This is a genomic window from Nonomuraea sp. NPDC001831 (assembly GCF_042892035.1).
Classification (GTDB): domain Bacteria; phylum Actinomycetota; class Actinomycetes; order Streptosporangiales; family Streptosporangiaceae; genus Nonomuraea.
Genome location: NZ_JBIATU010000024.1, coordinates 21,671 through 44,566 on the forward strand (window position 1 = coordinate 21,671; position 22,896 = coordinate 44,566).

General features: G+C 63.3%; 19 protein-coding genes and 1 pseudogene. 12 read left to right on the plus strand and 8 right to left on the minus strand.

The window, feature by feature from the left end; all coding sequences use genetic code 11:
- Window positions 1–302: 302 nt before the first annotated feature.
- From ACFYYW_RS44885 to ACFYYW_RS44900, 4 genes are all read left to right on the plus strand, one after another.
- Entirely contained in the window at window positions 303–3,263 is a 2,961-nt protein-coding gene (locus ACFYYW_RS44885) for a BTAD domain-containing putative transcriptional regulator (protein ID WP_387659612.1), read from the plus strand.
- Between the two features lie 388 nt (window positions 3,264–3,651).
- Window positions 3,652–4,053 (plus strand): hydroxyisourate hydrolase, encoded by a 402-nt coding sequence (locus ACFYYW_RS44890; protein WP_387659615.1) that lies wholly within the window; start codon window positions 3,652–3,654, stop codon window positions 4,051–4,053.
- A gap of 161 nt (window positions 4,054–4,214) precedes the next feature.
- Window positions 4,215–5,036 (plus strand): BTAD domain-containing putative transcriptional regulator, encoded by an 822-nt coding sequence (locus ACFYYW_RS44895; protein ID WP_387659618.1) that lies wholly within the window; start codon window positions 4,215–4,217, stop codon window positions 5,034–5,036.
- A 134-nt stretch (window positions 5,037–5,170) separates the two neighbouring features.
- Window positions 5,171–6,148: a hypothetical protein gene (locus ACFYYW_RS44900; protein ID WP_387659621.1), complete on the plus strand. Its 978-nt coding sequence runs from the start codon at window positions 5,171–5,173 to the stop codon at window positions 6,146–6,148.
- Between the two features lie 61 nt (window positions 6,149–6,209).
- On the opposite strand, the gene ACFYYW_RS44905 is transcribed toward ACFYYW_RS44900, so the two are convergent.
- Entirely contained in the window at window positions 6,210–7,508 is a 1,299-nt protein-coding gene (locus ACFYYW_RS44905) for a lanthionine synthetase C family protein (protein WP_387659624.1), read from the minus strand.
- Between the two features lie 174 nt (window positions 7,509–7,682).
- Here ACFYYW_RS44905 and ACFYYW_RS44910 point away from each other — a divergent pair, with 174 nt between their 5' ends.
- The 6 genes and pseudogenes from ACFYYW_RS44910 to ACFYYW_RS44935 all read left to right on the plus strand — a co-directional run bounded on the left by ACFYYW_RS44910 (window position 7,683) and on the right by ACFYYW_RS44935 (window position 16,919).
- The gene (locus ACFYYW_RS44910; RefSeq protein ID WP_387659627.1) at window positions 7,683–7,892 is read left to right on the plus strand and encodes a hypothetical protein; all 210 of its coding nucleotides are present in this window, start codon (window positions 7,683–7,685) and stop codon (window positions 7,890–7,892) included.
- Between the two features lie 351 nt (window positions 7,893–8,243).
- Complete coding sequence (locus ACFYYW_RS44915) at window positions 8,244–8,402, plus strand: hypothetical protein (protein ID WP_387659834.1); 159 nt, start codon at window positions 8,244–8,246, stop codon at window positions 8,400–8,402.
- 233 nt (window positions 8,403–8,635) lie between these two features.
- Window positions 8,636–9,397: pseudogene (locus ACFYYW_RS44920) on the plus strand (transposase).
- Between the two features lie 988 nt (window positions 9,398–10,385).
- The gene (locus tag ACFYYW_RS44925) at window positions 10,386–13,517 is read left to right on the plus strand and encodes a lantibiotic dehydratase (protein ID WP_387659629.1); all 3,132 of its coding nucleotides are present in this window, start codon (window positions 10,386–10,388) and stop codon (window positions 13,515–13,517) included.
- A 5-nt stretch (window positions 13,518–13,522) separates the two neighbouring features.
- On the plus strand, window positions 13,523–14,863 hold the full coding sequence (locus ACFYYW_RS44930) for a lanthionine synthetase C family protein (protein ID WP_387659837.1): 1,341 nt from the start codon (window positions 13,523–13,525) through the stop codon (window positions 14,861–14,863).
- Window positions 14,864–14,972: 109 nt separating this feature from the next.
- Window positions 14,973–16,919 carry an ABC transporter ATP-binding protein gene (locus ACFYYW_RS44935; RefSeq protein ID WP_387659632.1) on the plus strand — a complete coding sequence of 649 codons (1,947 nt, stop codon included), beginning with the start codon at window positions 14,973–14,975 and terminating at the stop codon, window positions 16,917–16,919.
- A gap of 141 nt (window positions 16,920–17,060) precedes the next feature.
- Here ACFYYW_RS44935 and ACFYYW_RS44940 read toward each other — a convergent pair whose 3' ends face one another.
- The 5 genes from ACFYYW_RS44940 to ACFYYW_RS44960 form a co-directional block, all read right to left on the minus strand.
- Window positions 17,061–17,351 carry a hypothetical protein gene (locus ACFYYW_RS44940; RefSeq protein ID WP_387659635.1) on the minus strand — a complete coding sequence of 97 codons (291 nt, stop codon included), beginning with the start codon at window positions 17,349–17,351 and terminating at the stop codon, window positions 17,061–17,063.
- Between the two features lie 45 nt (window positions 17,352–17,396).
- Window positions 17,397–17,546: a hypothetical protein gene (locus ACFYYW_RS44945; protein WP_387659638.1), complete on the minus strand. Its 150-nt coding sequence runs from the start codon at window positions 17,544–17,546 to the stop codon at window positions 17,397–17,399.
- A gap of 30 nt (window positions 17,547–17,576) precedes the next feature.
- Window positions 17,577–18,161 (minus strand): recombinase family protein, encoded by a 585-nt coding sequence (locus tag ACFYYW_RS44950; RefSeq protein WP_387659641.1) that lies wholly within the window; start codon window positions 18,159–18,161, stop codon window positions 17,577–17,579.
- Window positions 18,162–18,403: 242 nt separating this feature from the next.
- On the minus strand, window positions 18,404–18,595 hold the full coding sequence (locus ACFYYW_RS44955; protein ID WP_387659644.1) for a hypothetical protein: 192 nt from the start codon (window positions 18,593–18,595) through the stop codon (window positions 18,404–18,406).
- On the minus strand, window positions 18,592–19,524 hold the full coding sequence (locus tag ACFYYW_RS44960) for a hypothetical protein (protein WP_387659647.1): 933 nt from the start codon (window positions 19,522–19,524) through the stop codon (window positions 18,592–18,594). The genes ACFYYW_RS44955 and ACFYYW_RS44960 overlap by 4 nt, the downstream gene beginning before the upstream one ends.
- A 150-nt stretch (window positions 19,525–19,674) precedes the next feature.
- Here ACFYYW_RS44960 and ACFYYW_RS44965 point away from each other — a divergent pair, with 150 nt between their 5' ends.
- Window positions 19,675–19,848 (plus strand): hypothetical protein, encoded by a 174-nt coding sequence (locus tag ACFYYW_RS44965; RefSeq protein WP_387659650.1) that lies wholly within the window; start codon window positions 19,675–19,677, stop codon window positions 19,846–19,848.
- Between the two features lie 44 nt (window positions 19,849–19,892).
- On the opposite strand, the gene ACFYYW_RS44970 is transcribed toward ACFYYW_RS44965, so the two are convergent.
- Window positions 19,893–20,981, minus strand: coding sequence for a BTAD domain-containing putative transcriptional regulator (locus ACFYYW_RS44970; protein ID WP_387659653.1), 1,089 nt, complete (start codon window positions 20,979–20,981; stop codon window positions 19,893–19,895).
- A gap of 250 nt (window positions 20,982–21,231) precedes the next feature.
- Here ACFYYW_RS44970 and ACFYYW_RS44975 point away from each other — a divergent pair, with 250 nt between their 5' ends.
- Window positions 21,232–21,471 carry a DUF397 domain-containing protein gene (locus ACFYYW_RS44975; RefSeq protein ID WP_387659656.1) on the plus strand — a complete coding sequence of 80 codons (240 nt, stop codon included), beginning with the start codon at window positions 21,232–21,234 and terminating at the stop codon, window positions 21,469–21,471.
- Between the two features lie 101 nt (window positions 21,472–21,572).
- On the opposite strand, the gene ACFYYW_RS44980 is transcribed toward ACFYYW_RS44975, so the two are convergent.
- A complete protein-coding gene (locus ACFYYW_RS44980) occupies window positions 21,573–22,457 on the minus strand; it encodes a helix-turn-helix domain-containing protein (RefSeq protein ID WP_387659659.1) in 885 nt (294 codons plus the stop codon).
- Between the last annotated feature and the right edge of the window lie 439 nt (window positions 22,458–22,896).

Sequence of the window (22,896 nt, forward strand, 5' to 3'; positions counted from 1 at the left end):
CGGACCGCTAATGCAGTTATCTCGCCGAACTGCAGCTACCCGATGTCGCCACATGAGAAGACTTCGACTCTCCCCAGGCGAGCCCGTGTAGCGGTAACGCCTCAGATCGATGTAATCACACACGGCTATTAGGAATGTCAGCGCATGGATGTGTTCGACAACAATCGATAACAAATCGTCATGTTTGCAGAGCGGTGATACAGGTTATAGTTTGATGGTACAAACGTCCCATTGGCGCGCTCCGGACTAGCTGGAGCGCGTACGGCGCCACTGTGGGCAGGCGCCTCGTGCAAGGAGTTTCATTGGAGTTTCGCCTCTTGGGCCAGTTGGAGGCTTTGATCGACGGCAGGCCTCTTGGCCTTGAGGGCACCCGTCAGCAAACGGTGTTGGCCTATCTTCTTCTCCATCCCTGCCAAACAGTCGTTTCCGATAGGTTATTGTCGGCACTCTATGGCGAAACACCACCCATAACGGCACGAACTCAGTTGCAGATCGTGATCTCGTCGCTCAGGCGTCTGTTCGCTGCTGGAAGGCAGAGCAACTCCATTCAGACCAAGCCTCACGGATACCTTCTGAAGACGGACCCCTCCCGGCTGGATTCGCATCAGTTCGGAGACCTGGTCCAGCGGGCTCGAGTGACCAGGGACGCAGGCCGCATCGAAGAGGCGATCAGTGTCTATCGAAAGGGACTGGCGATGTGGCGCGGACCGGTCCTGTGCGGGATCAGCAGCCCCGAGGTGCAAGCGGCCGCGGCCCACCTCGCCGAGTTGCGCATCACGGCGAACGAAGAGTGCATCGAACTGGCGTTGACACAGGGACGGCATCATGAAGTGGTCGGCGAGCTGGCGGCGTTGGTGAAGGAGCACCCACTGCGCGAGCGTCTGCATGGCCAACTCATGCTTGCGCTGTACCGCTCAGGTCGCCAGGCGGAAGCGTTGCAATCCTACCGGGCGGTGCGCGAACTCATGATCAATGAGCTTGGCATCGAGCCGAACGAGCGTCTGCAGCAGTTGGAGACCGCAATACTCACCTGTGACGCTGGTATCAGCCTGTCTGGGGAGCACAGCGGACAGTCAATTCGCTTGGCGCGGAGCGCCCCACGTCTGCTGCCTCCAGATATAGCCGACTTCACGGGGCGAGAGCCGCAGACTCGGGATATCGAGCAGATTCTTCTTTCCTCCACCGCAGTCTCCGCCTCGCGTGCGGTGCCCATTGTAGTGATCAGCGGCATGCCCGGTGTCGGCAAGTCGGCGCTTGCCGTGCACGTCTCTCACCGACTCGCTGAGCACTTTGCCGACGGCTGTCTTTTCGCGGACCTGCACGGTGTCGAATCTCGCAGGCTCAGCCCCATGCAGGTTCTGGAGCGCTTTCTGCGCGCGCTCGGCGTACCCGGGACGGAGATTCCTGACGAGATGGAGGAGCGAGCCAGCTTGTATCGGCGGCTGCTCGGGGACCGCCGTGTGCTGGTCACGCTGGATGACGCCGGGGGCGAGAGCCATGTCCTACCTTTGCTGCCTGGCACCCCAGGCTCGGCTGTTCTTATTACGAGCAGGAGCCGACTCGCCGCCCTCCCCGGCGTCCACCATTTGGAGTTGGAGCTGTTCGACGTGGAGCAGGCGCTGAGGCTGCTGTCGCGGATTGCTGGAGACGAGCGGATCAACTCGGACATGAGCTCGGCCAAAGCTGTTGCCGAGCTGTGCGGCAATCTACCGCTCGCACTGCGTATCGTCGGAGCCAGACTGTCCGCCCGCCAGCATTGGAGCGTCGAGCAATTACGGAACCGACTGGAGAACGAAAGCCGCCGGCTAGACGAGCTCAACCATGCAGGCTTGGGCATCCGCGCAACGATCTCACTGATCTACGAGGGGGTGAGCGAGGATGCCAGGCGGCTCTTCCGTCGGCTAGCCATTTTCGACACACCACAGTTCTCTGGTTGGGTTGTCATCGCGTTGTTGGATATCCCTCCCATGGAGTCGGAAGATCTACTGGACGAACTTGTCGATGCCCAGTTGATCCAGCCGCTCACGGTAGGTGAAGGGATATCCGGTCTTTACCGCTTCCATGATCTCGTCAAGGTCTTCGCGCGAGAAAAACTGGCGGCGCACGAAAGTCTCGGCGACCGCGAAGGCCTGTTGCGGAGGGTCCTGAGTGCCCTCCTCGCGTTGGCCGAGGAAGCGCACATCCGCCTGTACGGCGGGCCGTTCGTTCAGATCCACTCCAAGGCCGCCCGCTGGCCGCTGCCCAAGGAGATCGTGGACGGACTCATGGCCAAGCCGCTCCACTGGTTCGAGCGTGAACGGTCCAGTCTCGTTCACGGCGTTCGTCAGGCGGCGCAGGCTGGATTCACTGACCTGTGCTGGGATCTGGCTCTGAGTTCCGTCACACTGTTCGAGTCCAGGATGTACCTCGATGACTGGCGAGAGACCCACCAAGTTGCCTTGGAGGCCGCCCGGCAGGCAGGAGACCTGCGCGGCCAGGCCGCAACCTTGTATTCGACCGGTTCGCTCTATATCCACGAGCAGCGTTTTCCGGAAGCCAGCCATGAACTCGAAGCTGCGGCAAGAACCTTTCGGCAATGTGGCGACGAGCGTGGGGTAGCACTCGCCGTCCGCAACATCGCCTTTCTCGACCGCGTCGCCGGCCGCTATGAAGCAGCTGAGGCTCGCTACATCGAGGGACTAGAGGTATTCCGACGAGTTGAGGACGATATCGCAATTGCATATGTGCTGCAAGGTCTCGCGCACCTCAAGTTGGAACTTGGCAACCCCGCTGAAGCGGAACAGCTGTTGACAGAGGCCATCGCGTTGGCACGCGGGGCCAACAGTCCCAGGGTAGAGGCGCAGGTTCTGCACAGAATCGGGGAGGTCTGGCTGTCCTTGGACGACCCGGCGCGAGCGGTCAAAGCGTTTGAACAGGCGCTCGTGCACGTCCGCAGTCTCGCCGATCTTGTGGGTGAAGCATATAACTTGCACGGCCTCGGCCTAGCCCTCCTGCGCTTGAGCCTGCATCACGAAGCAAGAGAAGCGTTGGGTGAGGGCCGACGCTTGGCTAGGCTTTCCGCCGAGCGACTTGCCGAGGCACGGATTCTTCTTGGCATGGGAGAGTTGGCCCTCGCTGAGGGCGACTCGGCGTTGGCCGCTGCCTATTATCGTGAGGCACTGGATCTTGCTGACCGGATCGGTGCCGCCGCGTTGCATGCTCGGGCGGCAGCTCTGCTGGAGGTTAGCGGTCGGAATGTCGAAGCCAGGTCCGCCACCCGCTGACTCAGCCCCACGGTGTATTCGATACTGAAACGGAAAGGTTCGCTTCGCCATCGGCGCATGCGGCGCTCGGGAGTGCAGAAGGTACGAACAGTACGGCGAGCGTTATGAGCAGGCACTTGACGAGGAAAACCTTGCTGTTCTTCAAGACGAGCCTCCTGTGTGCGGCATCGGTAGTAATTGCCGCTGCTCCGAAAACATATAACAAGATAGGTATCGCCAGGCTATTGCGAATCTTTCCGCAGCGGGCGACGCGAGGAGCGGGAAGAGCGGCGGTCAGGGAAGATAGCACGCGAGAAGCGCCAGGATAGTGTGTTGCGTCATTATGGCTTAGACAATGCACCGCGCTCATCGTGCACATGCGTCGATCGGCGCAGGTAGGAGATTCCAAGTGTCCCCTTCGAGCATCACCCCGTACGCGCTCGACGCCGCGTACGGCAGACCTGCTGCTGGGATCCCTGTCCTATTGCAGCACTTGGCAGGAGGATGCTGGCAAACCGCAGCTCGTGCCGCGACCGATGAAGACGGCTTGGTGCGAGACTGGGGCTCCAAAGACCTTGAGAAAGGGCATTACCGATTGCTGTTCAACATCGATCACTACTTCGCCACTCTTGGGTTGAGCGTGCCCTACCCGACCGTCACAGCGAACTTGCGTCTACAGGATGATTCGGTTGACTGGCAAATGCAGCTGACCCTGGCGCCGCACTCATACATGATCTCTTTCTGTGCCCATGCCTCCCACTTTCGCCACTGCAGGCCGGTCGGCGAACGCGAACGCGGAGGGGGCATCTGACGGACGCTCACCAGAAAATTCAACCGTTGGTAGAACCGCCGAAGAGATCACCGCCAGACCAAGCAACACTCGTGCGTCCTGACCGGCAGCACTACAAGTCAATCGACATGATCCAGAAGGACCACCCGTTCTGCGGCCACACTTGGAATGCAAGGCACTGAATGAACCAGGAAGGCCTCGTGATTTTTCATCTACTTGGACCGGTTCGTCTGGGCTCGGAGGCTGTCACCCCCTGCCCCGCGTCGCCCACATCACTGGGCATACTTGCGGCTCTCATGCTCGCCGGGGGCCATGGCCTGTCGGCATCCAGGCTAAAACGGCTTATCTGGGACAACCCTCCGCGTTCTGCGATGTCCAACCTTCGCACGTATATCGGACAAGCCCGCACACACCTGCGGGAATACGGTCTCACTGACCGCCTACACACTAATCGTGGTACCGGCGGAGCCGACGCGACATACCAGCTGTTCATCGAGAGCGGTGAGAGCGATGTACAGGCGTTCAATGAGCACACGGCCCAGGCTGGCGTAGCGTCTGCTCGCGGCCAATTCGACGTTGCGATGCACAGGCTCAGGCAAGGGCTGTCGCTATGGGCGGGGCCTGCATGCTCCAACGCATCGGGTAGCACGGTGATGCGAGGGTACATCTATGCTCTTAATGAGCAGAGACTGCTCGCCCGCGAGGACTACATTGAGGCGGGTCTCGCGCTCGGGTTGGCCCATGTTCTGGTTGGAGAGGCTCGTGCCGTCGTAGCTGATCACCCGACCAGAGAGCGAGCGTCCGAGCAGCTCATCCGAGTTCTCTACTCGAGTGGCGACCCGCACGGCGCTCTGAACGAGCACAGGAGACTGTCGATGCGGCTAAGAGAGGATCTTGGGGTGGATCCCTCGCCTCCACTGCAGCGCCTCTACAGCGCGATCCTGAGTCACGACGAATCGTTGCAGCGCCGGCAGGACTCACGACTCCTTGGGTGGTCCGCATGACCGCCAATATGTGACCGGCCAGTTCGGTAGCTGCGGGAGTAGGCCGGTCGCGAGTGGCTGGGAACGACCAGCGGACGGTGCAGCGGCTGCTTGGAAGAGGACCCGATCATGCTTGAGACGAAAAGGAGTTGCAGGTGTATAGGATCCGAACGGCTGCTGCCGTAGTGATTTCGCTGATGATTCATGCGAGCACCCTGGCGCTGATGGCGCTGGGTGTCCGGGTCATCTATGTCAACGCCGACTTCCTCTTCGCCTGGCTGATCGGAGCCTTGCTCATAGGCGTCGGCGTACTGATGTGTCCTCGGCCACCCCGCTTACCCGATGACGTCGAGGTGGTGGAGCGGTCAGCCGCTCCCGAACTCCACGCATTGGCCGAGAGAGTAGCGCGAACCATGCACGTCCAGCCGCCGGCCAGCGTGGCGGTCAGAGATCTGGGAATGACAAGCGAATATGTGCGAACCGGGTTCAGGGGCAGGACACTGGTGATCGGGCTGCCAACCTGGCTACTCCTGCCTGCACGACATCGGGTAGCTCTGTTGGCCCATGCGTACGCCAACCAGGGTCATGAGGGGCTGATCATCGGCAGCGCGCTGTCCACCCTGACGCGATGGCGCGAGTCGCTGCAAGGCAGTCGCGGCAGCGCGTCGCACCTGCGCGAGGAGCAGTACACACGCATCGGCGCCGTGCTCGGCGCGCAGGGCACGCCAGCAGGCACGTACGAAGCGGCGGGGTCGATCGGGCGCGTGGTCGGCCACGTCCTGGGCTGGCCAGTGATGTTGCTTCAGCGACTGCTGACCAGGCTCATACGGGCCGACGGCGGTAGGCGCACGCACCAGCACCCTCCGGAGGTACGTGCGGTCGTCACAGACACCGACCTACGCGAGCTGTCCGAGCTTATGGAAGGATCGCGATTCTTGGCGCCGGTACAAGCCGCTGCCTTGCGTGGGGCTACCACGTCCGCGATCCGGGAATCGGCGCTTGATCGAGCCTCGGAGCTTGGCATGGACACAGGCGATGCCGACGTGCTGACGGCACCGGCATCATCTCGAATCGACTGCGAGCTCTCCCGGCACTATTCGCGGGCCATCCGCGGGTTCGGCCTGATCTCATAGCTCCCGGGTGTGCCTGTGCAGGCGTTTCTGCCAGAGCGCGCAAGCGCCTGCACGCGTGTCGTCATCCCATTAGTACGGCGCGTTCCCAGGTCAGGGGTTTATCGGCAGCAAAGGCGGCAAGGACCGCGGCTACTCCTGCCGCCCCTTCAAGAAACCCTGGATGGTCCCGGGGGCCTATGCGCAGGTGGATGTCTCGGTAGCCGAAGTCGGCCTCAGGGTCGTACTTGTCGAGCAGTTCATCCAGCTCTCGTTCTAGTGCCTCATGGAGTAAGCGGCGCGGTTTGGAGGCATCACGGACGAACCGGTGGAGCACGTGCACCAGCCCCGCTTTGCCGTGACAGAACGTGGGAGACGGGATGGCTTTGACGTCTTCGCTGCGTCCGAGGGATGCATGCAAGATCTCGGCCGCTGTGTCCTCCCAAGCAGGACGGTCGCAGGCTAACGCGGCAAGCTGTAGTGCCCGGGCAGCGCCAGGGTTCCCGTAGCACCACGCCGATCGGGTCTGACGCTCCAAGGATGGGGCGACATGAGGGAGGTAGTGGTAAGGGATATCTGGTCCGCCAGAGGTCTCGATGATGCAGGCGTTCAACTGCTCTGCAAGCGTTGTGATCAGTGGTGTGAGGTCGAAGTCCAGTAGGGCCGCACGCTTGATGAGGCAAGCAAGAGCAAGCGGTCCAGCGATGCCATGTGCCACTCCAAGGTTGAGATGTCCGCTGCGCACTTCTGAATCCGAGTCGCGGATCCGGTCTGGCGGCGTCCAAAAGCCTCCGGGGACAGGCTGGCGGGCCCACACGGTGAAACGTCGCATCATATGTTCAAGAAGACTGCTCGCCAGGGTGAAATGAGTGCTGGGCGTACTCGTCCGCCCAGCCAGGTGACGGGAGTCCTCTGCAGCTACGGTCAATGGGACGGCTGCACCGCTCAGACCGTCGATCAGGTCGAAGTCCGCCTCAGCCAGCCCTCCCTCAGGCGGCAACTTGTCAAGCGCCACGCCGATCCGAGCGAAGAGCATGGCCTCCACTTGTTCCAGCACGCCAACGTAGCGCTGTCCGCCACGAGAGAGGCAGCGCAGCGCGAAGGTGACTCCGGCAACGCTGTGGAACAGCGATATCGATTGAGGCGCGGCTGCGGTTCCCAGCGCCGCCTTGAGAAATGCGTGCCCGCAGGCATCCCACCCTTCATCGGGCCACAGTTCGGCGAATGCGCTGCAGGTTATCGCGAGGCCAGTGTCACCTCTGAGCATACTGTGCGCTGACCACTCGCCGGCGGTGGCCAAGCGCGAGCGGTCCCTCAAGGTGCCCATGGTCGCATGTGCTATCTGCACGGCTCGTGCGCGCCGCGCAGCATCAATAACTTCCACTCTCCGCTCCTGACACTCTGCGTATTTTTTAGGGACGGTACCTCATTGATCGCGTTCGAGCCATAGGCATTTACCGTGTGCAGAGTATGTGCGGAGCATGTGCCGTGGGTCACTATATTGGCAAATATCCACTCGATGCCGCAAAAATGCGCGCCTAATAGAGAAAGGTCTGTCATGACTCCTCCCCCTGCACTGACTGCCCCCGAGGCGATCGACGATCTGGACTTCGACCTCGACGTTGCCGTCTTGACCCGCGCGGTCACCGACAACGACATCAACGCCTGTTCAGAGGCGACGGGCACGGGTACGAAGTACACCTGTCTGGTCGTGACCAAGTGCGTCGCGACGACGCCGAGAGCTTTCAACATGTGCGAGACCTGCTGACGGGCGCGTGAGCGGGATCGGGTGCGCGAAGCGCCCGATCCCGGCTCATCGAATTTGATCGGGGTTGAGGCCTGACGGTGCATGCCCGTGCGGGTGCGGGGGGCCTCTTGAGAAAGCTCGCGGCTCCCGTCGATCATTTCTGTTGTCTACGCGGAAGATCGCAACAGAAGAGCCGCGAGCTTGGTCAACAATACGACCCGACTGCTCGGCCTGGAGGGCCTGGCTGTCGTCGATGTCGTTTCAGCAGGTGATGACAGTGAGCAGGGGCCGATCGTGCACCTGGTCACCGCTGACGAGCAGGCCCGGGTCTGCCCCGCGTGTGGGGTGCCCGCGGTCCGGGTCAAGGAGTGGGTGACCAGCCGCCCGCGTGATCTGCCGGTTGCGGGCCGCTGCTGTGAGCTGCGCTGGCGTAAACGCCGCTGGTACCGCGATGAGCGAATCTGTCCGAGAGAGACGTTCACTGAACCTGTCGCCCAGGTCCCTGCCCGAGCCCGGCTGACCCGGCGATGACACCAGGCCGCAGGGGCGGCGGTCGGTGAGGGCGGGAGGACGATCGTGCAGTCGGCTCGAGACCACGGGGTGTCCTAGCCGGTGGTTTGTGCGGCGTTCACCGCGCACGCCGCCCGCGTCCTGCCGGATCAGCCCGCCCCCGTGACGGTGCCGGGGATCGATGAGATCCGCCGTGGCCGACCTCGCTGGAGGTGGGATGAGGCCGCTGGCAGCTGGCAGACCGTCGTGGATCGATGGCATGTCGGCTTCGTCGACATCTCCGGCGGCCAAGGGCTGCTCGGCCAGCTCGAGGCCGCACCAGTGCCGCCGTCACCGGCTGGCTCGGCCAGCGCGGCCAGGCCTGGCGTGATGGCATGGCCTTCGTCGCGATCGACATGTGCACCATCTTCAAATCTGCCATCCGCACCGCGTTACCTCAGGCCAGGCTCGTCGTCGACCATTTTCATGTGGTCCAGTTGGCCAATCAGGCGGTGACCGAGGTCCGCTGCCGCGTCACCGTCCAGGTTCGAGGCCGGCGTGGACGCAAGGGCAACCGAGAATGGGAACTGCGTAGTCGGCTGACGCGATCAGCTGCATGGATGCACGGCTCGCAGCTCGACCCGATGGTTGATGACCTGATGGCGTTGCCGAGGCGGATCGCAGTGCCGGTCCTGGCCGCGTGGAACCCCAAGGAAGATCTGCTTGACCCGCTCTCTTTGGCGCGTACGTATCCCGCTCGTACTGTCGTCGCCGGCCGGCTGTTCCGTTTCTACGACCGCTGCGCTGCCTCGGGTCTGCCCGAACTCGAACGACTGGCGAGCACAATCGAGACTTAGTGGCCCGAGAATCTCGCGTTCATCCAGACCGGCATCACCAACGCGCGCTCTGAAGGGACCAATCACGTGATCAAGGCCGTTGCCCGCGACGCGTATGGCTTTCGGAATCCCGAGAACCAGAGGTTACGCACTCGCTGCGCCACGACTCGACGAAGCCGTGGGTGCCTCAACCACGCTTAAGTTCGATGAGTCGGCATAAGTACCGGGAAGAGAACACAAAAACGAGATCTGTGTCACTCAAATAGCTTGGCGATCGAAGCAACGAAATACGCCATGCGCGCTGGCCCCGCCCCACGCCCCTCGGTCTTTAGGCGGAGTGACATTTGATGTCTTCTTTGATGCTTCCATCGCACGCCGGACGAGATCGATTTAGCCTTCTATATGGTCGCATGCCTCCCAGCGTGCCAACGCATGCAGCGCTGTGCGGTACGAGAGAGGCAGCGCAGCGCGGGGATGACTCTGGTCGCGGTGTCGAACTGCGATATCGATAGAGGTGCGACGACGGTTCCCGGTACCGCCTTGAGGGAGGCATGCCGACAGGTATCTCATCCTTCATCGGGCCAAGGTTCGGCTAAGGCGCTGCAGGATATCGCGAGGCCGTTGTTTCTCTGGCCGCACTGTGTGCCGACCTCCCGCCAGTGGTGGCCATGCGCGACCCTCCGGATCAAGCAAAACCCAACGTCAGCGTGGCCACCAGCCAGGGGAAGATTCCGTACCTCGTCAGCTGCGTTCGAGCCATGTGCAATTGCCGTGTGCAGATTATGTGCGGAGCATGTGCCGTGGGTGACTAAGTTGTCAAATGTCCACTCGAGGCCGCGACATGCGTCCTAATAGAGAAAGGCCTTCATGAATTCTCCCCCCACACTGACTGCTCCCGAAGCGATCGACGATCTAGACTTCGACCTCGACGTTGCCTTCCTGACCCGCGCCATCACCGACAGCGATATCAACGCCTGTTCAGAGGGGTATACCACGGCTACGTGCGCTAACGCTACCTGCCAGATCGTGACCAGGTGCATCGCGACGACGCCGAGAGCCTTCAACATGTGCGAGACCTGCTGACGGCCGCGTGAGCGGGATCGGGTGCGCAAAGCGCCCGATCCCGCACAGCCGGTTCATCGATGAAACCGCTGAAAGAACATCTGCTGGTGATCGCCAGCATAAGAGAATGCAGAAAACAGGGACAGTTTCGCGAAAGGCTGGTCTTGTGAGTCTCCAGGGATCATTCATCGTTCGGTCGCCGGTGCTCCCTGCGCACCGTTACAACCGGACACTGATCGACCTACATCCGAGCCTAGAAAACTATGCCGAACGGCTACGGGACTATCTGGTCGATCTTGCCGACGATGCCCTCCTCATGGAGGCGATCCAGGTCGCTAGTCCGTCGCTTGCAAGAGGGTTGATGTCGGCTCGAGAAGAGCAAAGTCCGCGCCGCCTTGAACAAATAGCGATAAAAGCCACTAAATACGCCATCCGCGCCGCACGCCGCCCCACGCCGTTCGGCCTTTTCGCTGGAGTGACACTCGGCTCCTTCTCTGATGCTCCCCGCGCGGGCTGGGGCGAGCTCCACCGCAAGCATGTGCGCCCCGACTCTGAATGGCTCGTGCCCATCCTGCACTTATGGCAACGCGACTTGCTGGAGGCGGTCAATTTCTCCACGAACAGTCTTTGTCACGTGCGAGGCGGGCGATACGTTCTCCCTTACGTATTTGCGATAAGTTCTGGTACGCCGAACGGCATGACACGCGAAACGACCATCAGGGCATCGAAGGCTGTCACCACTCTCCTCAAGGCAGCGCGGACGCCGGCGACGTACCACGAGCTCCAGCAGGCATTGACCCAAGTCCTGCCGCATGCTTCGCCGACTGCCGTACACGAGCTGATCGGTAACCTGGTCACCCACGACTTTCTGTTAACTGACCTGCAGTGGCACCAGAACTCCCATGATGGCCTCGAACAACTCGCCATCCGTACCTCCGCGCACCAGGAGGGCGCCGCACTCGTCGAAATAAATCAGCAGCTCGAGAAGTACGCAAGTCAGCCTGTCGGGGAGGGGCGGCGCGAGCTCGGGGACGCTCAGGACGCCGTTGCTCGCCTCACATCAAGCTCCAGATCCGCACTTCAGGTCGATCTGGAGCTTGATGTCGAGGTCGCTTTGCCGCGCAGCGTCCAGCGGGAGGCTGAACGTGTGGCTCAGGCATTGACCGCGATGGCTCGTAAATCTCCCTACGCGATTCCCCCTGCCCTCGCGAGTTACCACACCAAATTCATGGAGCGCTACGGAACTCATACCTTAGTCCCACTAACTCAGCTGCTTGACACGCACCTAGGGCTGGGGGCCCCGGACGGCTACGAAGTGCCCAGGGACACTACGCGTGCGCCCGCCCCCGGCGCATCGATCCCGTTAGCTCAGCCAAATTTCGTATTGGCAAAGGCGTTGCAACAGGCGTGGTTGGACGACGCTCAAGAGATCATTCTGGATGCCGAATTCATCGAGGCTATGGGGGAACCGTCGAATAAGCATCCTGAGATCGAGACGCCGGCCTATTTCGATCTATGTTTGGAGTTGAACTGCGAATCCCTAGAACAGGCTGCAGCAGGGGACTTCGCACTGTTGCTATCCGGCGTCGCCTCAACCCCCACACCAGGTGCGATGTTGGGCCGGTTCGCGGAGCATCCGGGGGCAACGGCCTTGCTCCGCGACATGCTGGCCGCCCCATGCACGCTCGACTGGATATCCGCGCAGATCGTCTACGCCCCCGCCAGGCCGCGTCAGATCAATGTCTCACGAGTGCCGAACGTCTTAGATGCCGTCATCCCATTAGGCGTACCGTATGACGAGAGCGTGACAGCGCTTCTACCAGACGAGATCGCAGTCGGCGCGACAGGAGAGCGACTCTTCCTGTGGTCTACGAAATATCGATCTCCCGTGTTTGCAATGCTGCCACACATGGCGCGTATCGACGCCACACCGAACCTCGCCCGCTTCCTTGCTGAGATTTCCCAGACCTGGGTAACGGCACCGCGCCGCTGGAGTTGGGGACAGTTTGAAGCCTTTCCATTCCTGCCCCGCGTCAGATACGGCCGCACGATAATAAGCAAGGCGCGCTGGCTCCCGGATGTGTCGCTTCGTGATCGATCACTGAGCTGGCGCGAGTGGGAGGCTGCCCTTCAACATTGGCGGGAGCGCTGGCAGGTACCGGACCTGGTAGAGGTCGGTGTGGGCGACAACCGTCTGGAACTCGACCTGAGCTCTGCGCTCCACCGTTCACTGTTACGGGCGGAACTGCAGAGCCGGGACGAGGTGGTGCTGGTCGAGGTTGCACCCGTGAAACAGCGCTGCTGGCTCGACGGTCACACCGCCGAAATTGTCGTCTCCGTCAAGGAACGCCGAGACGGCTCCCCGCCGATCGCGACCCTCGTCGAGAAGCCAGTGCTGCGCGGCCGCCCAGCCCGGCACCCCATCGGAGGGGACTGGCTCTATGCGAAGCTTTACTCGCGCGCAGAGTCTCAGGAGGAACTGCTGCGAGATCGCCTTCCCGAGTTGCTGGCCAGGCTGGGGAACCAGGTGGACCGCTGGTTCTTCATCCGATATGTGGATCCGGATCATCATGTACGGCTCCGGCTCCATGGGGACTCGGCCGACTTACGCCGTGAGGTGCTTCCGGTACTCAGCGACGTCATGGAGAGCCTGTGGAATGAGGGCCAGATCGTCGACTGGTCGATCGATAACTACGTGCCTGAGACGCACAGGTACGGTGGTCCGGAAAGCGTCACGAACGCCGAACGACTCTTCTGCGCCGACAGCGATATGGTCGTCACCCAGCTCCGCAGCAGGATGCACGACAGTTTGGGAGTCCGTCCAGAGACCCTGGTGGCGCTCAACAACATCCGGCTTCTTACCGACCTGGACCTCGATTGGGCCCGCTGGGCAGTGACAAGGCTCGCCCCGATGTTGTCGGGCGCCAGGCTGAAGCCCGAGTTGCGGCGCGAGGTGCGGATACTGGATCCCCGTAGCGACTGGGCCCGCCTTAAGATGTGCGACCCCGGTGCCCGACTGTACGACTCCTGGCTGCGCCGCGCTGATGTTGCCCGAAGATTCGCGGTCGCGTCCTCGACGGGAGCTTCGCCTACGGCGGTGGCCACAGACCTGTACGCCGACACGTCCGTGATTGCGCACAGCCTTCTCCATATGCACGCCAACCGCCTGATCGGTATCGATTCCGAGGCCGAGCTCCAATCGAACGCCCTGCTCGTTGCCGCCGCCCGCATGCTTCTGAATCGACAGGACGAGCTGTGAGCGGTATGTCGCTGCCTACCGACGATCTGAATGCCGACGATCGGCTGAAGCCCGCAGTGTTCGAGCGACGACAACGTGCACGCGAGCTAATCTCCAGACTCGCTGAATTACTCGCGGAACCAGAACGTGTCACGACCACCGTCGAAGCTACGAGCCAGTGGGTCGAGCTTGACGGCGGCTGGAAAGCGCCGATCTGGGCAAGGGCAAGTCTATCCAGTGGACACAGCGGCCTCGCGCTATTGTACGCCGAGCTTTCCCAAAAGGAGGAAGCTCTGGCCCATCTGCGTAGTGCTGCGGCGAATGTGCAATCCCTTCAAGGGTACGGGCTGCATCATGGTGCGGCTGGATTGGCCTATGCACTCCATGCCTGCGCTGACGGAGGGGAGGCATTCAGTCGGGCGAGATCCCGGCTCAACGGTGCGATCCAGGACGCCGTGTTAGAGCTCGTGGAGCGGATACTCACAGGTCAGATAAGACTGGCCGGCATGCAATCGTATGACGTATACGATCTGTTGAGCGGTATAACAGGAGTCGGGCAATACCTCCTGGCCTGTGGGCAGTCAGACTCACTCGTGCTCGCTCGCATTATGGAATCACTCGTAGTGCTCGGGCAACCCGTTGAACGTGATGGGGTGCGGGTTCCCGGGTGGTGGATCCCTGCCTCGCCCAAGTCGCCCATCGGGCCATACCGGAATGGGCACCTCAATTTCGGTCTGGCGCATGGAATGGCTGGGCCATTGTCGTTGTTCGCCCTCTCTCGGCAGCGGGGAGTCTTGGTGCCGAAGCACGAGGAAGGCGCCGTGGCGATCGGGGAAGCTTTCCTCAGACACGTACAGGAGGACGAGGCCGGGCCGTACTGGCCAAGATATCTCGAAAGAGACATGCTCCTTGCACGAAACGGGCCCAGGTCGGCACCCACCTGGTGTTACGGCAGCGTCGGCATTGCGCGCGCCCTTCAAATGGCAGGGATTGCCTTTGCGCGTGACTCCTGGAAGTCGCTGGCCGACGATGTCATGCACGCCGAAATTCGTCGATTGCCAGAGGGGGCGTACCTCTCCAACTCCTTCATCTGCCATGGCCTGGCCGGCCTTCTGCTGATCTTAAGCAAATATCGAAATGATAGCCCGGGCGTTGTCCAACAAGCCAGTCTTGATGCCATCGTGGACCAGATCCTGGAGCGATATCAAGAAGATGTTCCGTTCGGCTTTCGGGTTCCCCGTATGGGATATACGCGAAAGGTCGATATTCCGGGCCTGCTTGAAGGGTCGGCAGGAATTGCTCTAGCTCTGAAGGTATACCTCGACGGAGATGCCACGACCAACTGGACCGCCGTCTTCGGTGTCTAGTCGAGCGGTCACGCCTCGCAGCGGAAGCATGGGTTGTGAGACAAGAAGATCGTTTGGCGAATTTGTTGCGGTGCAGCATTCGCGATGCAGCACGAGTAGAGGAGGTGCCATGGCAAAGTCGGCGACTGTCGCAGCGCCGGAGAAACCGGCGGACTCGAATGACCTTGCGCTGGCTAGCTGGCAAGCGCACGAAGCCCAGATGATCTCGACAACCATGTGGCAGGTGGTCAGGCGATTGCCTGAGCTGCTCCGTCAGGCGCTGCGCCTTGGCTGGCAGGCGAGCCGACGGGATCTGGCATCGGTCATCGCCTTCAACTCTCTGGCGGGGCTGTGCGCATGCCTCGGGTTGGTGTCAGGGGCACAGTTGCTTACCCAACTACTATCGTCGCCCAACCTGACAAGGGAGGCCTTGCTAGAGACGCTGGGCCCGATCGTCGCGGTGGTGGCCGCGGGCGGCGCGCGCAGCTGGCTCTTGTCGCTTGCCCGGTGGGCGCAGGCAAGACTGAGACCGCAGGTCGAGCGGATCGTGGCCGTCAGACTTGCGGAGGGTGCCAGCAAAGTGCCGCTGGCTGACTTCGACAATCCGACGTTCCATGACTCGATGACGCGCGCTCGCGATCGTGGGCTCTACGAAGCCCCGCAGATGGTGAGCCGTGCTGTAGACGTTCTCGGGGCGCTGATGGGTGTGATGGCCGCGGCGGGAGCGCTTACTGTGTTGCACCCGGTGCTCCTGCCACTGCTCACTGCCGCGATCGCGGTACAGGCCTGGACCACGGCCCGCTCGGCCCGCATGCGCTTTGAAACGATCTTTCGGCTGGCTTCGAGTCGGCGCAGAAAATGGATGCTTCACGATCTGATGGTTGGAAGAAGTGCCGCACTCGAGGTAAGAGCCTTCACCATGAGAGATTTCCTGCTCGTGGAGTACAATGCCATCGCCCGGCACGAGGAAGGGTTGGAACTGGGGCTTGCCCGTCGGGAACTAGTCATCGGGTTCACCGGGACAGTGCTACGTGGAATTGGCATCGGGCTGGTTTATGCGGCACTTGGCGTCTTGTTCGCCTCAGGAGTCATGCCGCTCTCGGCTGCTGGTGCTGCCATCTTCGCCATTCAGCTGGGCAGTAGTTCTTTGGGTGCCCTAGTCATCTCGCTCAACGGCTGCTACGAGTCGGGCTTGTACTTCTTGGATCTGGTGGAATTCCTCGAGGTCACGGCGGCTCGGGGAAGTGACTCCGCCTCCTCTGTTCGACCGAAGGACGGTGTCTCGCCCAGCCAATCCCCTGTCGTGGCGCTTGCCCAACCTGCCCAGTTCGAACTCAGCGGGGTGAGCTTCTCGTATCCAGGCGGAACGTCCCCCGCTGTCAGCGACGTGTCGATTCGGGTAAGCCGTGGAGAGATGATTGCCTTGGTGGGCGAGAACGGCTCGGGGAAGAGCACGGTCGCGAAGCTTATCGCAGCCCTTTATGATCCCGACCACGGGGAGATCCGCTGGAACGGCGAATCACTGGTGGGCATTCGCCAGGAAGAGTTATGGCGGCACATCGGATTCATCGCCCAGGACTTCACCCACTGGCCCTTTTCGGTCCGAGAGAACATCACTATGGGCCTTCCTGCGGACCAGGAACGCTTGAGTACGGCTGCCTTCAGATCTGGCGTGAATGTGGTCGTCGAAGGGCTGGATGCAGGCTATGACACGCTTCTCGACCGGCGTTTCAAGAGCGGTCACGAGTTGTCCAAAGGCCAGTGGCAGCGCATAGCCGCGGCCAGAGCATTCTATCGTGATCCTGCTTTGCTGATTTGTGACGAACCAACCGCTGCCTTGGATGCTCGCGGCGAACAAGCGTTTCTCGACGCGTTGCGGGTCTACGCCAAGGACAAGGCGGTCATCCTCATCACACATCGGCTGGAGAATGTGCGATACTGCGACCGCGCCTACGTCCTGGCGAATGGCCGCGTCGCCGAGTCGGGTGACCATGACGAACTTGTGTCTCGCCAAGGTCCCTTCTACGAGTTGTATCGCCTTCAAGCCAACAGGTACGCGCCGATACCATCGCTGTAGGCCGCAATCTCGCGAGCATTTATCCAGGCATGGCAGAGACCCTCAAGAACGGTTCCATTAAAACTGACACGTCGGTAATCTTAAATATTGAGGCGTATCACGGAAATAGGTGAAGGGGAAACTCCTTTCCTCTACTTCGTGTCACTCGATGCCCCAGGCCACCATCAGCCGCACCCATCTACTACGTCGTACAATCGCCATCTGTACTGGGTCGGCGATCGGGTTCAAGGTGGAGGGTGGGTCAGCGTGACCAGCGCGGGAGTCGGGACCCCCGGCGTTCGGTTTCCGACATTGCAGCGTCGGGCTCATACATCCGATTACGGTCGGCATCCGAGAGTCCCCGGAACTCGGACTGGCCAGGAACTCGGTCTGGGCCTCGGGCTTGAGCTTGCGCAATAGCGCCACGGTGATGCCGTCGATGTTTCCGTTCATGTCGGTCTCTCCTTCCGCAGGCCGGGGCCCTTCCCCGGCCTGGCGTCATGGGGTGTCCGGCTGGTCAGGCGGGGTGTCGCGCTGGCGCAGCAGCGCCAAGAGCTCGCCGGCGGGAGCGTCCGCCTCCCGGGCCGACGCCTCGGCAGTGGTCTTGGCCTCCTCCAGTGCGGCGGCTCCCTTCCATACGGGCGGCATGGAGGCCCACTTTGGGGACGGAGGCGACGGTCAGCCCTCCGGGGCGATGCCTGCGCCCTCCTTGGTGTCTGCGAGGGTCTTGTGGACGACGCCGATGGAGACGTTGACGCCGGCGGCAATGGTGCGGATGGATTCCCCGCGCTCGCGGCGGGCGAGGATCGCGGCGCGCTTGTCGTCGTCGACCACGGGTCGGCGTCCGCCGACCTGGCCGCGGCGGCGGGCCGCCTCCGCGCCGTTCTTGGTCTTGCGGACGATGTCGCGGCGCCGGTCCTCTGACAGGGCCAGGGCCAGGTCGAGGATCAGGGAGCGCTCGGTGTGCTCGCCGGCCACGATGCCCTTCAGCACCCTGACCGCGATGCCGCGCTGGAACAGGTCGTTGAGGACGATGAGTCCTTCCAGGAGGTTGCGGCCGAGCCGGTCGACCTCCTGGACGGTCAGCATGTCCCCATCGCGCATGTAGGAGAGCGCCTCCAGGAGGACGGGCCGGTCATCGGTGGCGAGCTTGCCGCTGATCTTCTCCTCGAACACCTTCAGGCAGATCGGGTCGAGGGCGTCGTGCTGGCGTTGGGTCTTCTGCTTGTCGGTGCTGACTCGGACCAGGCCGATGAGCGCCACGCGGCCGCCTTCCGTTCATCAAACGTCATGCGCGAGGAATTTGAACAATGACAGGTCCCGGCAGAAAATGAACGGAAAAATGAACGCTCGAACCGGACACGGCGGACGGAGGCCCTCCTTCGGCGAGGCATCCGGGACGCGTTCGTCAAACGGTCGTTAGATGAACGCGCTGAACAGGTACGGAAGGTCGTCCGCATCCGAAATCCGCCGCGGCCGGATCCGTCAGGCAGAGCGGGCCTTGATCAATCCAGTTTTCCCCAGTCCCAGGGATCAGCGGCGGTTCCATCGGGTTCCCGTCCGAATTGGAACTGCTCCCGATGATCATCGATCCAAATGAACTTTTCGAATAGCCCTGCGGCAGGAAGCCTCTTGGCCAGTGCCCGCATCTGGTCCCTGGCCCCGGTCTCCCGCAGACTGTCCAGCAGCCAGCTCACCCTGCCCGGATCGTCCAGCGCGACGTGCGCGGCGAGATCGCGGGCGAGCAGTGCCCGCACCCATCCAGCAGTTCCCGAGCTTGGGCGTGCGGGGCGGATGATCCGGGGCTCGGCTGGGTGGTCAGGGCTGTCCAGTGCTGCCGCCACAAGGTGGCCAGCACCAGCACCGGGCCCTGCTCCGGGGCGCGCAGCAGTTCGCGCAACCCGGCGGCCACGCGCTCGCCCTGAACGGTGTCGGCGAGGTAGAACTGGGCCTCATTCAGCCACACCACCGTGTACGGCCCGATCTGGGCCAGTTCGGCCAGGACGGCGTCGGGGCGCGTGGGGTCGATGGGATGCCACAGCCGCCACGGCTCCTCCCGCCCGCGCAGCAGGTCAAGAGCCTGCCAGCAGGCGCGGGTCTTACCGGTGGAGGACCCGCCGACCAGCACCGCGATGCCGCTGGTACCGCCGGCGGCGGCCGCCACCGCCTGTTCCAGTACGCGGTCATGCGCGCGCGGCACGTACACCGGAAGCGCCGGCAAGGCGGCATCGCCGACGTCGATGGCGCGATGCACCTCCAGCCCGAAGCGGAACGGGTCAGACACCTCCGCCAGTGGCCAGCCCCGCCGCTGACCTGCCACGGCGGGGCTCGCAGCATCGCGGCGGGCTCTATCTGCCCTCATCAGCTGATCCCACGCCCGCGCGGAGGGGGCACGTTCCTGCGCCCACGCGGCCAAGGTCACACCGATCCTGACCAGCTGATCGAGATCACGAGGTTCTGCCTTGCCTGTCGCCCAGCCGTTCACCGTCGTGTACGGCACGCCCGAGGCCTTCGCGAGCTCTTTCTGCATCACTGCGCCTGGCCTGTGAACGCGGGCCTGGTCCCACAGCCGGGCCAGCTCCGCCAGGACCTGGGAGGTCGAGCCTTCCGGGCGGAACACCGCCATGACGCAACCCGCCTCCTCACTTGTCGGGGACCGTCATCCGGATCCGGCACGGACCGGCTAGGATCGCCGCTCACCAGGAGCGTAGCCTCGCAAGTCCGGACCCTTCCGGCATACCTTCAACATCGTCGGCGTGGCGGGTGTGATGCGGGCATGACCAACACCGATACCCCAGCGCCCGATGGAGATCCGTGCTCGCCGCGGCGCCGCTCTGCCAGCGTCCGGCGCCTTCGCCGCACCCTCGTCATCGCCCTCGCTCAAGGCGCCGCCAAAGCCACTGGAGCCGGCCTGGTCGGCCTGCTGTTCTGGTGGATCACCCACCGCTGAACTACACCGCCCAGCCTGGCCCAGTCGGCATAGCCCTGTGGTGATCAGCTCGGCGGGGCCTCGTGGACGGTCATCCTGCCGCCGACGTTGTAGACCCGAGCGCCCGGGCCGCTGTTGACCTGAATGCCGATCAACGAGCCCAATGTGGGCGAGGGGGGCATGGCGGTGCCGGGATCGGTGGTGGGCTCGGGGCGTTGGGACTGCTCGCCATCTACTGAGTCAGCGTCGTCGTGGTCGTGGGGGTCGGGAAGCGGTGTGGCGGGCAGGGTCGGCAGCGGACCGGGGGTGTGCGGCCGGTCGGGGACGGGTGGGGTGAGGCGGGCGATGTCGGTGTGCGGCGGCCTGCTGAGGGCGGGGTCGTTGTTGAGGATCTGCGTGTACAGCCGGTTGAGCTCCGGGCTGGGGACCAGGGATGCCTGCCGGAGGTGGTCGTAGTGCTCGCGATAGGCGCGGGTGGCGTGGGCCTGCCGGCCGGCCTGGTGGCAGGCGTGCAGGAGGAGGGCGGTGATGGTCTCGTCGGTGGGGTCGGCGCGGGCCAGGTGTTCCAGCTGGGGGATGATCGCGCCGTGGCGGTCCAGGGTGAGTTCGGCGCGCAGGCATTCGAGCAGGGCCGCGCGGTGCTCGCCGAGCAGGCAGGCGCGGTAGTCCTCGGCCCAGGCGCCGCCCAGTCCGGCCAGTGGTTCGGCCGGCCGTAGGTCGTCGCCGACACGACCGTGGGGGTGCCAGTGGGCCAGGGCCTGGCGCAGCAGCCGCGCCGTTGTGGCCGGGTCGCCGGGGGGCAGGGCGCGGGCTGCGGCCAGGGCGTCATGGAAGCGGTGGGCGTCGACCTGGTGGCGGGCGACGGGCAGGCGGTAGCCGTGTTCGTGCGCGGGCGGCATCGCCGGTGTGTCGTCCACGGCGCCGGTGGGGGTGGTCAGGCGGGCGCGGAGTTTGCTGGCGTAGCCGTGCAGCAGGTCGCGGGCGGTGGCAGGTTGGTGGTCCCACAGCCTGGTGATGAGTGTGTCGGCGGGAACCGGTCGGCCGTCAGCGGCCAGCAGGACGGCCAGCAGCAGGCGGTGCATGGGCGGGCCGAGGTCGGTCTGGCGGCCGTCGCCGGTGATGGCCTGGACCGGGCCCAGGAGCCGGAACTCCATGTCGTCTCCGTGATTTGGGGGCAAGCAGGGGCTCTGATCGGACGCGGAAGCGAGGGGAACCAACAGTGCGACAGGTATCCGTCGTGCGGGTTGGCCCCTGCCGTAGGGCTGTGCGCGGGCCTCCCAAGTGACCTGCCAGGTCCTGCCAGGTTCTCACCCAGGTCGTCTGCAAGCCGGTCGCCCAGGTCGGTGTCGCATTGTGGGCAGTGCCTGGCAGGAGGGACCTGCCGGAGCGAGAAGGACACAGGTGATGGCGATGGACAACGGGCAGCGGGGGACGGTCGCGTGGGTCAAGAGCGCCTACAGCAGTGGCGGCGGCGATTGCGTGCAGCTGCAGCCGGCTGGCGGCGGGGTCGTGGTCCGTGACTCCAAGGTCCCCGACGGGCAGGTGCTGTGGTTCAGCCGCAGTGAGTGGGCGGCCTTCCTGGCCGGGGTCAAGGACGGGCAGTTCGACCACCTGATCGACCTGATCGACAACGAAGCGGCTTAGCCGCCGAGGCGGAGCGTCCCGGGCAGCACGCCGGAACGCTCCGCCTCGCCTGAAGTGAGCTGCTGGCCAGGGAGGACTGGCCGGAACGCGGACGATGATGGTCATGGCTCCTGCTCGCCGATCTCAGCGATGAGCTGCTGCAGGAACGCGCGGGCCTGTGCATCGAACAGTGCAGAGGCTCGCAGCAGATCCCATTGGCGGCGGTAGAGGTCGATGCTGTCGGGATCGGTGACGTACAGCTGGCCGTGCAGGGCCTCCACGGTCACCAGCGTGTCTTGCGGCCGAGCGCCCTGGTAGAGGATGAAGCCGTGCAGGGCTTGCGTGTGGGCCTGGTGGCGGTGCGGGATCAGGCCGATCCGAACGTTGGCCAGCGTCGTCAGGGAAGCGATCCGGTCCAGCTGGGCCAGATGGTCGCGCACCGGGCCGTAGCGGATACGCAGCGCCGCCTCTCCGATCAGGAACTCCAGATGCTTCTCGCCGTAGAGAATCACTTGCCGGTCGATGCGGGCGGCGATCCAGGCAGCCACCTCCTCAGGCGTGTAGGAGATGACAAACGTGGTGAACATCTGGCGGGCGTAGGCAGCGGTCTGCAATAGCCCCGGAATTACGGTGAGCTGCAAGTTAAGCAGCGTTTGAGCGTCGATATCGCGGCGGCGGAGCTCCTCCTGGACGTCAGGGAGTGCCTGGGCGCGGGTCCGCCAGGTGTGCGCTTCGCTGAATGCCTCACGGGTCAGCTCGCGTAGCAGCTCAAGGTCTTCATGCGAAGCGAGCACGGCCTCGGCCCAAGCCTCAACGTCAGGCAAGGACGGCAACAGGGCGGTGGACTCGATCCGTGAGATCTTGGACTGACTCACCCCCAACCGGCTAGCGAGCTCCCGGCCGGACAGCCCAGCCAGGTCGCGGAGCCGCCGCAGCTCACCCGCCAGCCGCTGGCGCTTCCCGCGCGGCTGCGGGCGGTCAGGGTCCGGCGCGGTGCCCTCGGTCATCACGATGCCGACCTCTCCTTGTGCAGCCGCGGCTGGCAGCGGCGCCATCCCGCACCCCCATTGATCCATCTTGATGCCATTCTCTCTCCCGATGATGAAATCCAGGCGGTCCGCTTCATAGCCGCCTCACAGACTTATGTCTATGCGGATACAGGCTGATTCGGCATCGAGCCCTTGACGCTCTACGAGCTGCGATTCATTTTTGATTCATTATGATGCACATCAATGATGACTCACAGGGCCAGCCCGAGAGAACCGCTGGCACCCTAGGCTCAGGGTGGTCATCCGCCACCCCTAAGGCTCACCACGGCTGGGCCCGCTGGATCGACGCGGCCTGCGAGCAGTCAGCCTGGACACTGATAGGCCACGAACCGCCGCCGCCACACCGGCCACCCGATCCGGCGTGGCGCGCCCCGCGGCGGGTACGGACCTCACCCTC

What these genes read in the sequence shown, in the direction of transcription:
- ACFYYW_RS44940 (WP_387659635.1), bottom strand. Translation starts at nt 17,351, where the DNA reads ATGAACGGAAACATCGACGGCATCACCGTGGCGCTATTGCGCAAGCTC.
- ACFYYW_RS44980 (WP_387659659.1), bottom strand. Translation starts at nt 22,457, where the DNA reads ATGACCGAGGGCACCGCGCCGGACCCTGACCGCCCGCAGCCGCGCGGG.
- ACFYYW_RS44895 (WP_387659618.1), top strand. Translation starts at nt 4,215, where the DNA reads ATGAACCAGGAAGGCCTCGTGATTTTTCATCTACTTGGACCGGTTCGT.
- ACFYYW_RS44930 (WP_387659837.1), top strand. Translation starts at nt 13,523, where the DNA reads ATGTCGCTGCCTACCGACGATCTGAATGCCGACGATCGGCTGAAGCCC.
- ACFYYW_RS44975 (WP_387659656.1), top strand. Translation starts at nt 21,232, where the DNA reads ATGGCGATGGACAACGGGCAGCGGGGGACGGTCGCGTGGGTCAAGAGC.
- ACFYYW_RS44945 (WP_387659638.1), bottom strand. Translation starts at nt 17,546, where the DNA reads ATGCCGCCCGTATGGAAGGGAGCCGCCGCACTGGAGGAGGCCAAGACC.
- ACFYYW_RS44960 (WP_387659647.1), bottom strand. Translation starts at nt 19,524, where the DNA reads ATGGCGGTGTTCCGCCCGGAAGGCTCGACCTCCCAGGTCCTGGCGGAG.
- ACFYYW_RS44935 (WP_387659632.1), top strand. Translation starts at nt 14,973, where the DNA reads ATGGCAAAGTCGGCGACTGTCGCAGCGCCGGAGAAACCGGCGGACTCG.
- ACFYYW_RS44925 (WP_387659629.1), top strand. Translation starts at nt 10,386, where the DNA reads ATGCAGAAAACAGGGACAGTTTCGCGAAAGGCTGGTCTTGTGAGTCTC.
- ACFYYW_RS44965 (WP_387659650.1), top strand. Translation starts at nt 19,675, where the DNA reads ATGACCAACACCGATACCCCAGCGCCCGATGGAGATCCGTGCTCGCCG.
- ACFYYW_RS44970 (WP_387659653.1), bottom strand. Translation starts at nt 20,981, where the DNA reads ATGGAGTTCCGGCTCCTGGGCCCGGTCCAGGCCATCACCGGCGACGGC.
- ACFYYW_RS44910 (WP_387659627.1), top strand. Translation starts at nt 7,683, where the DNA reads ATGACTCCTCCCCCTGCACTGACTGCCCCCGAGGCGATCGACGATCTG.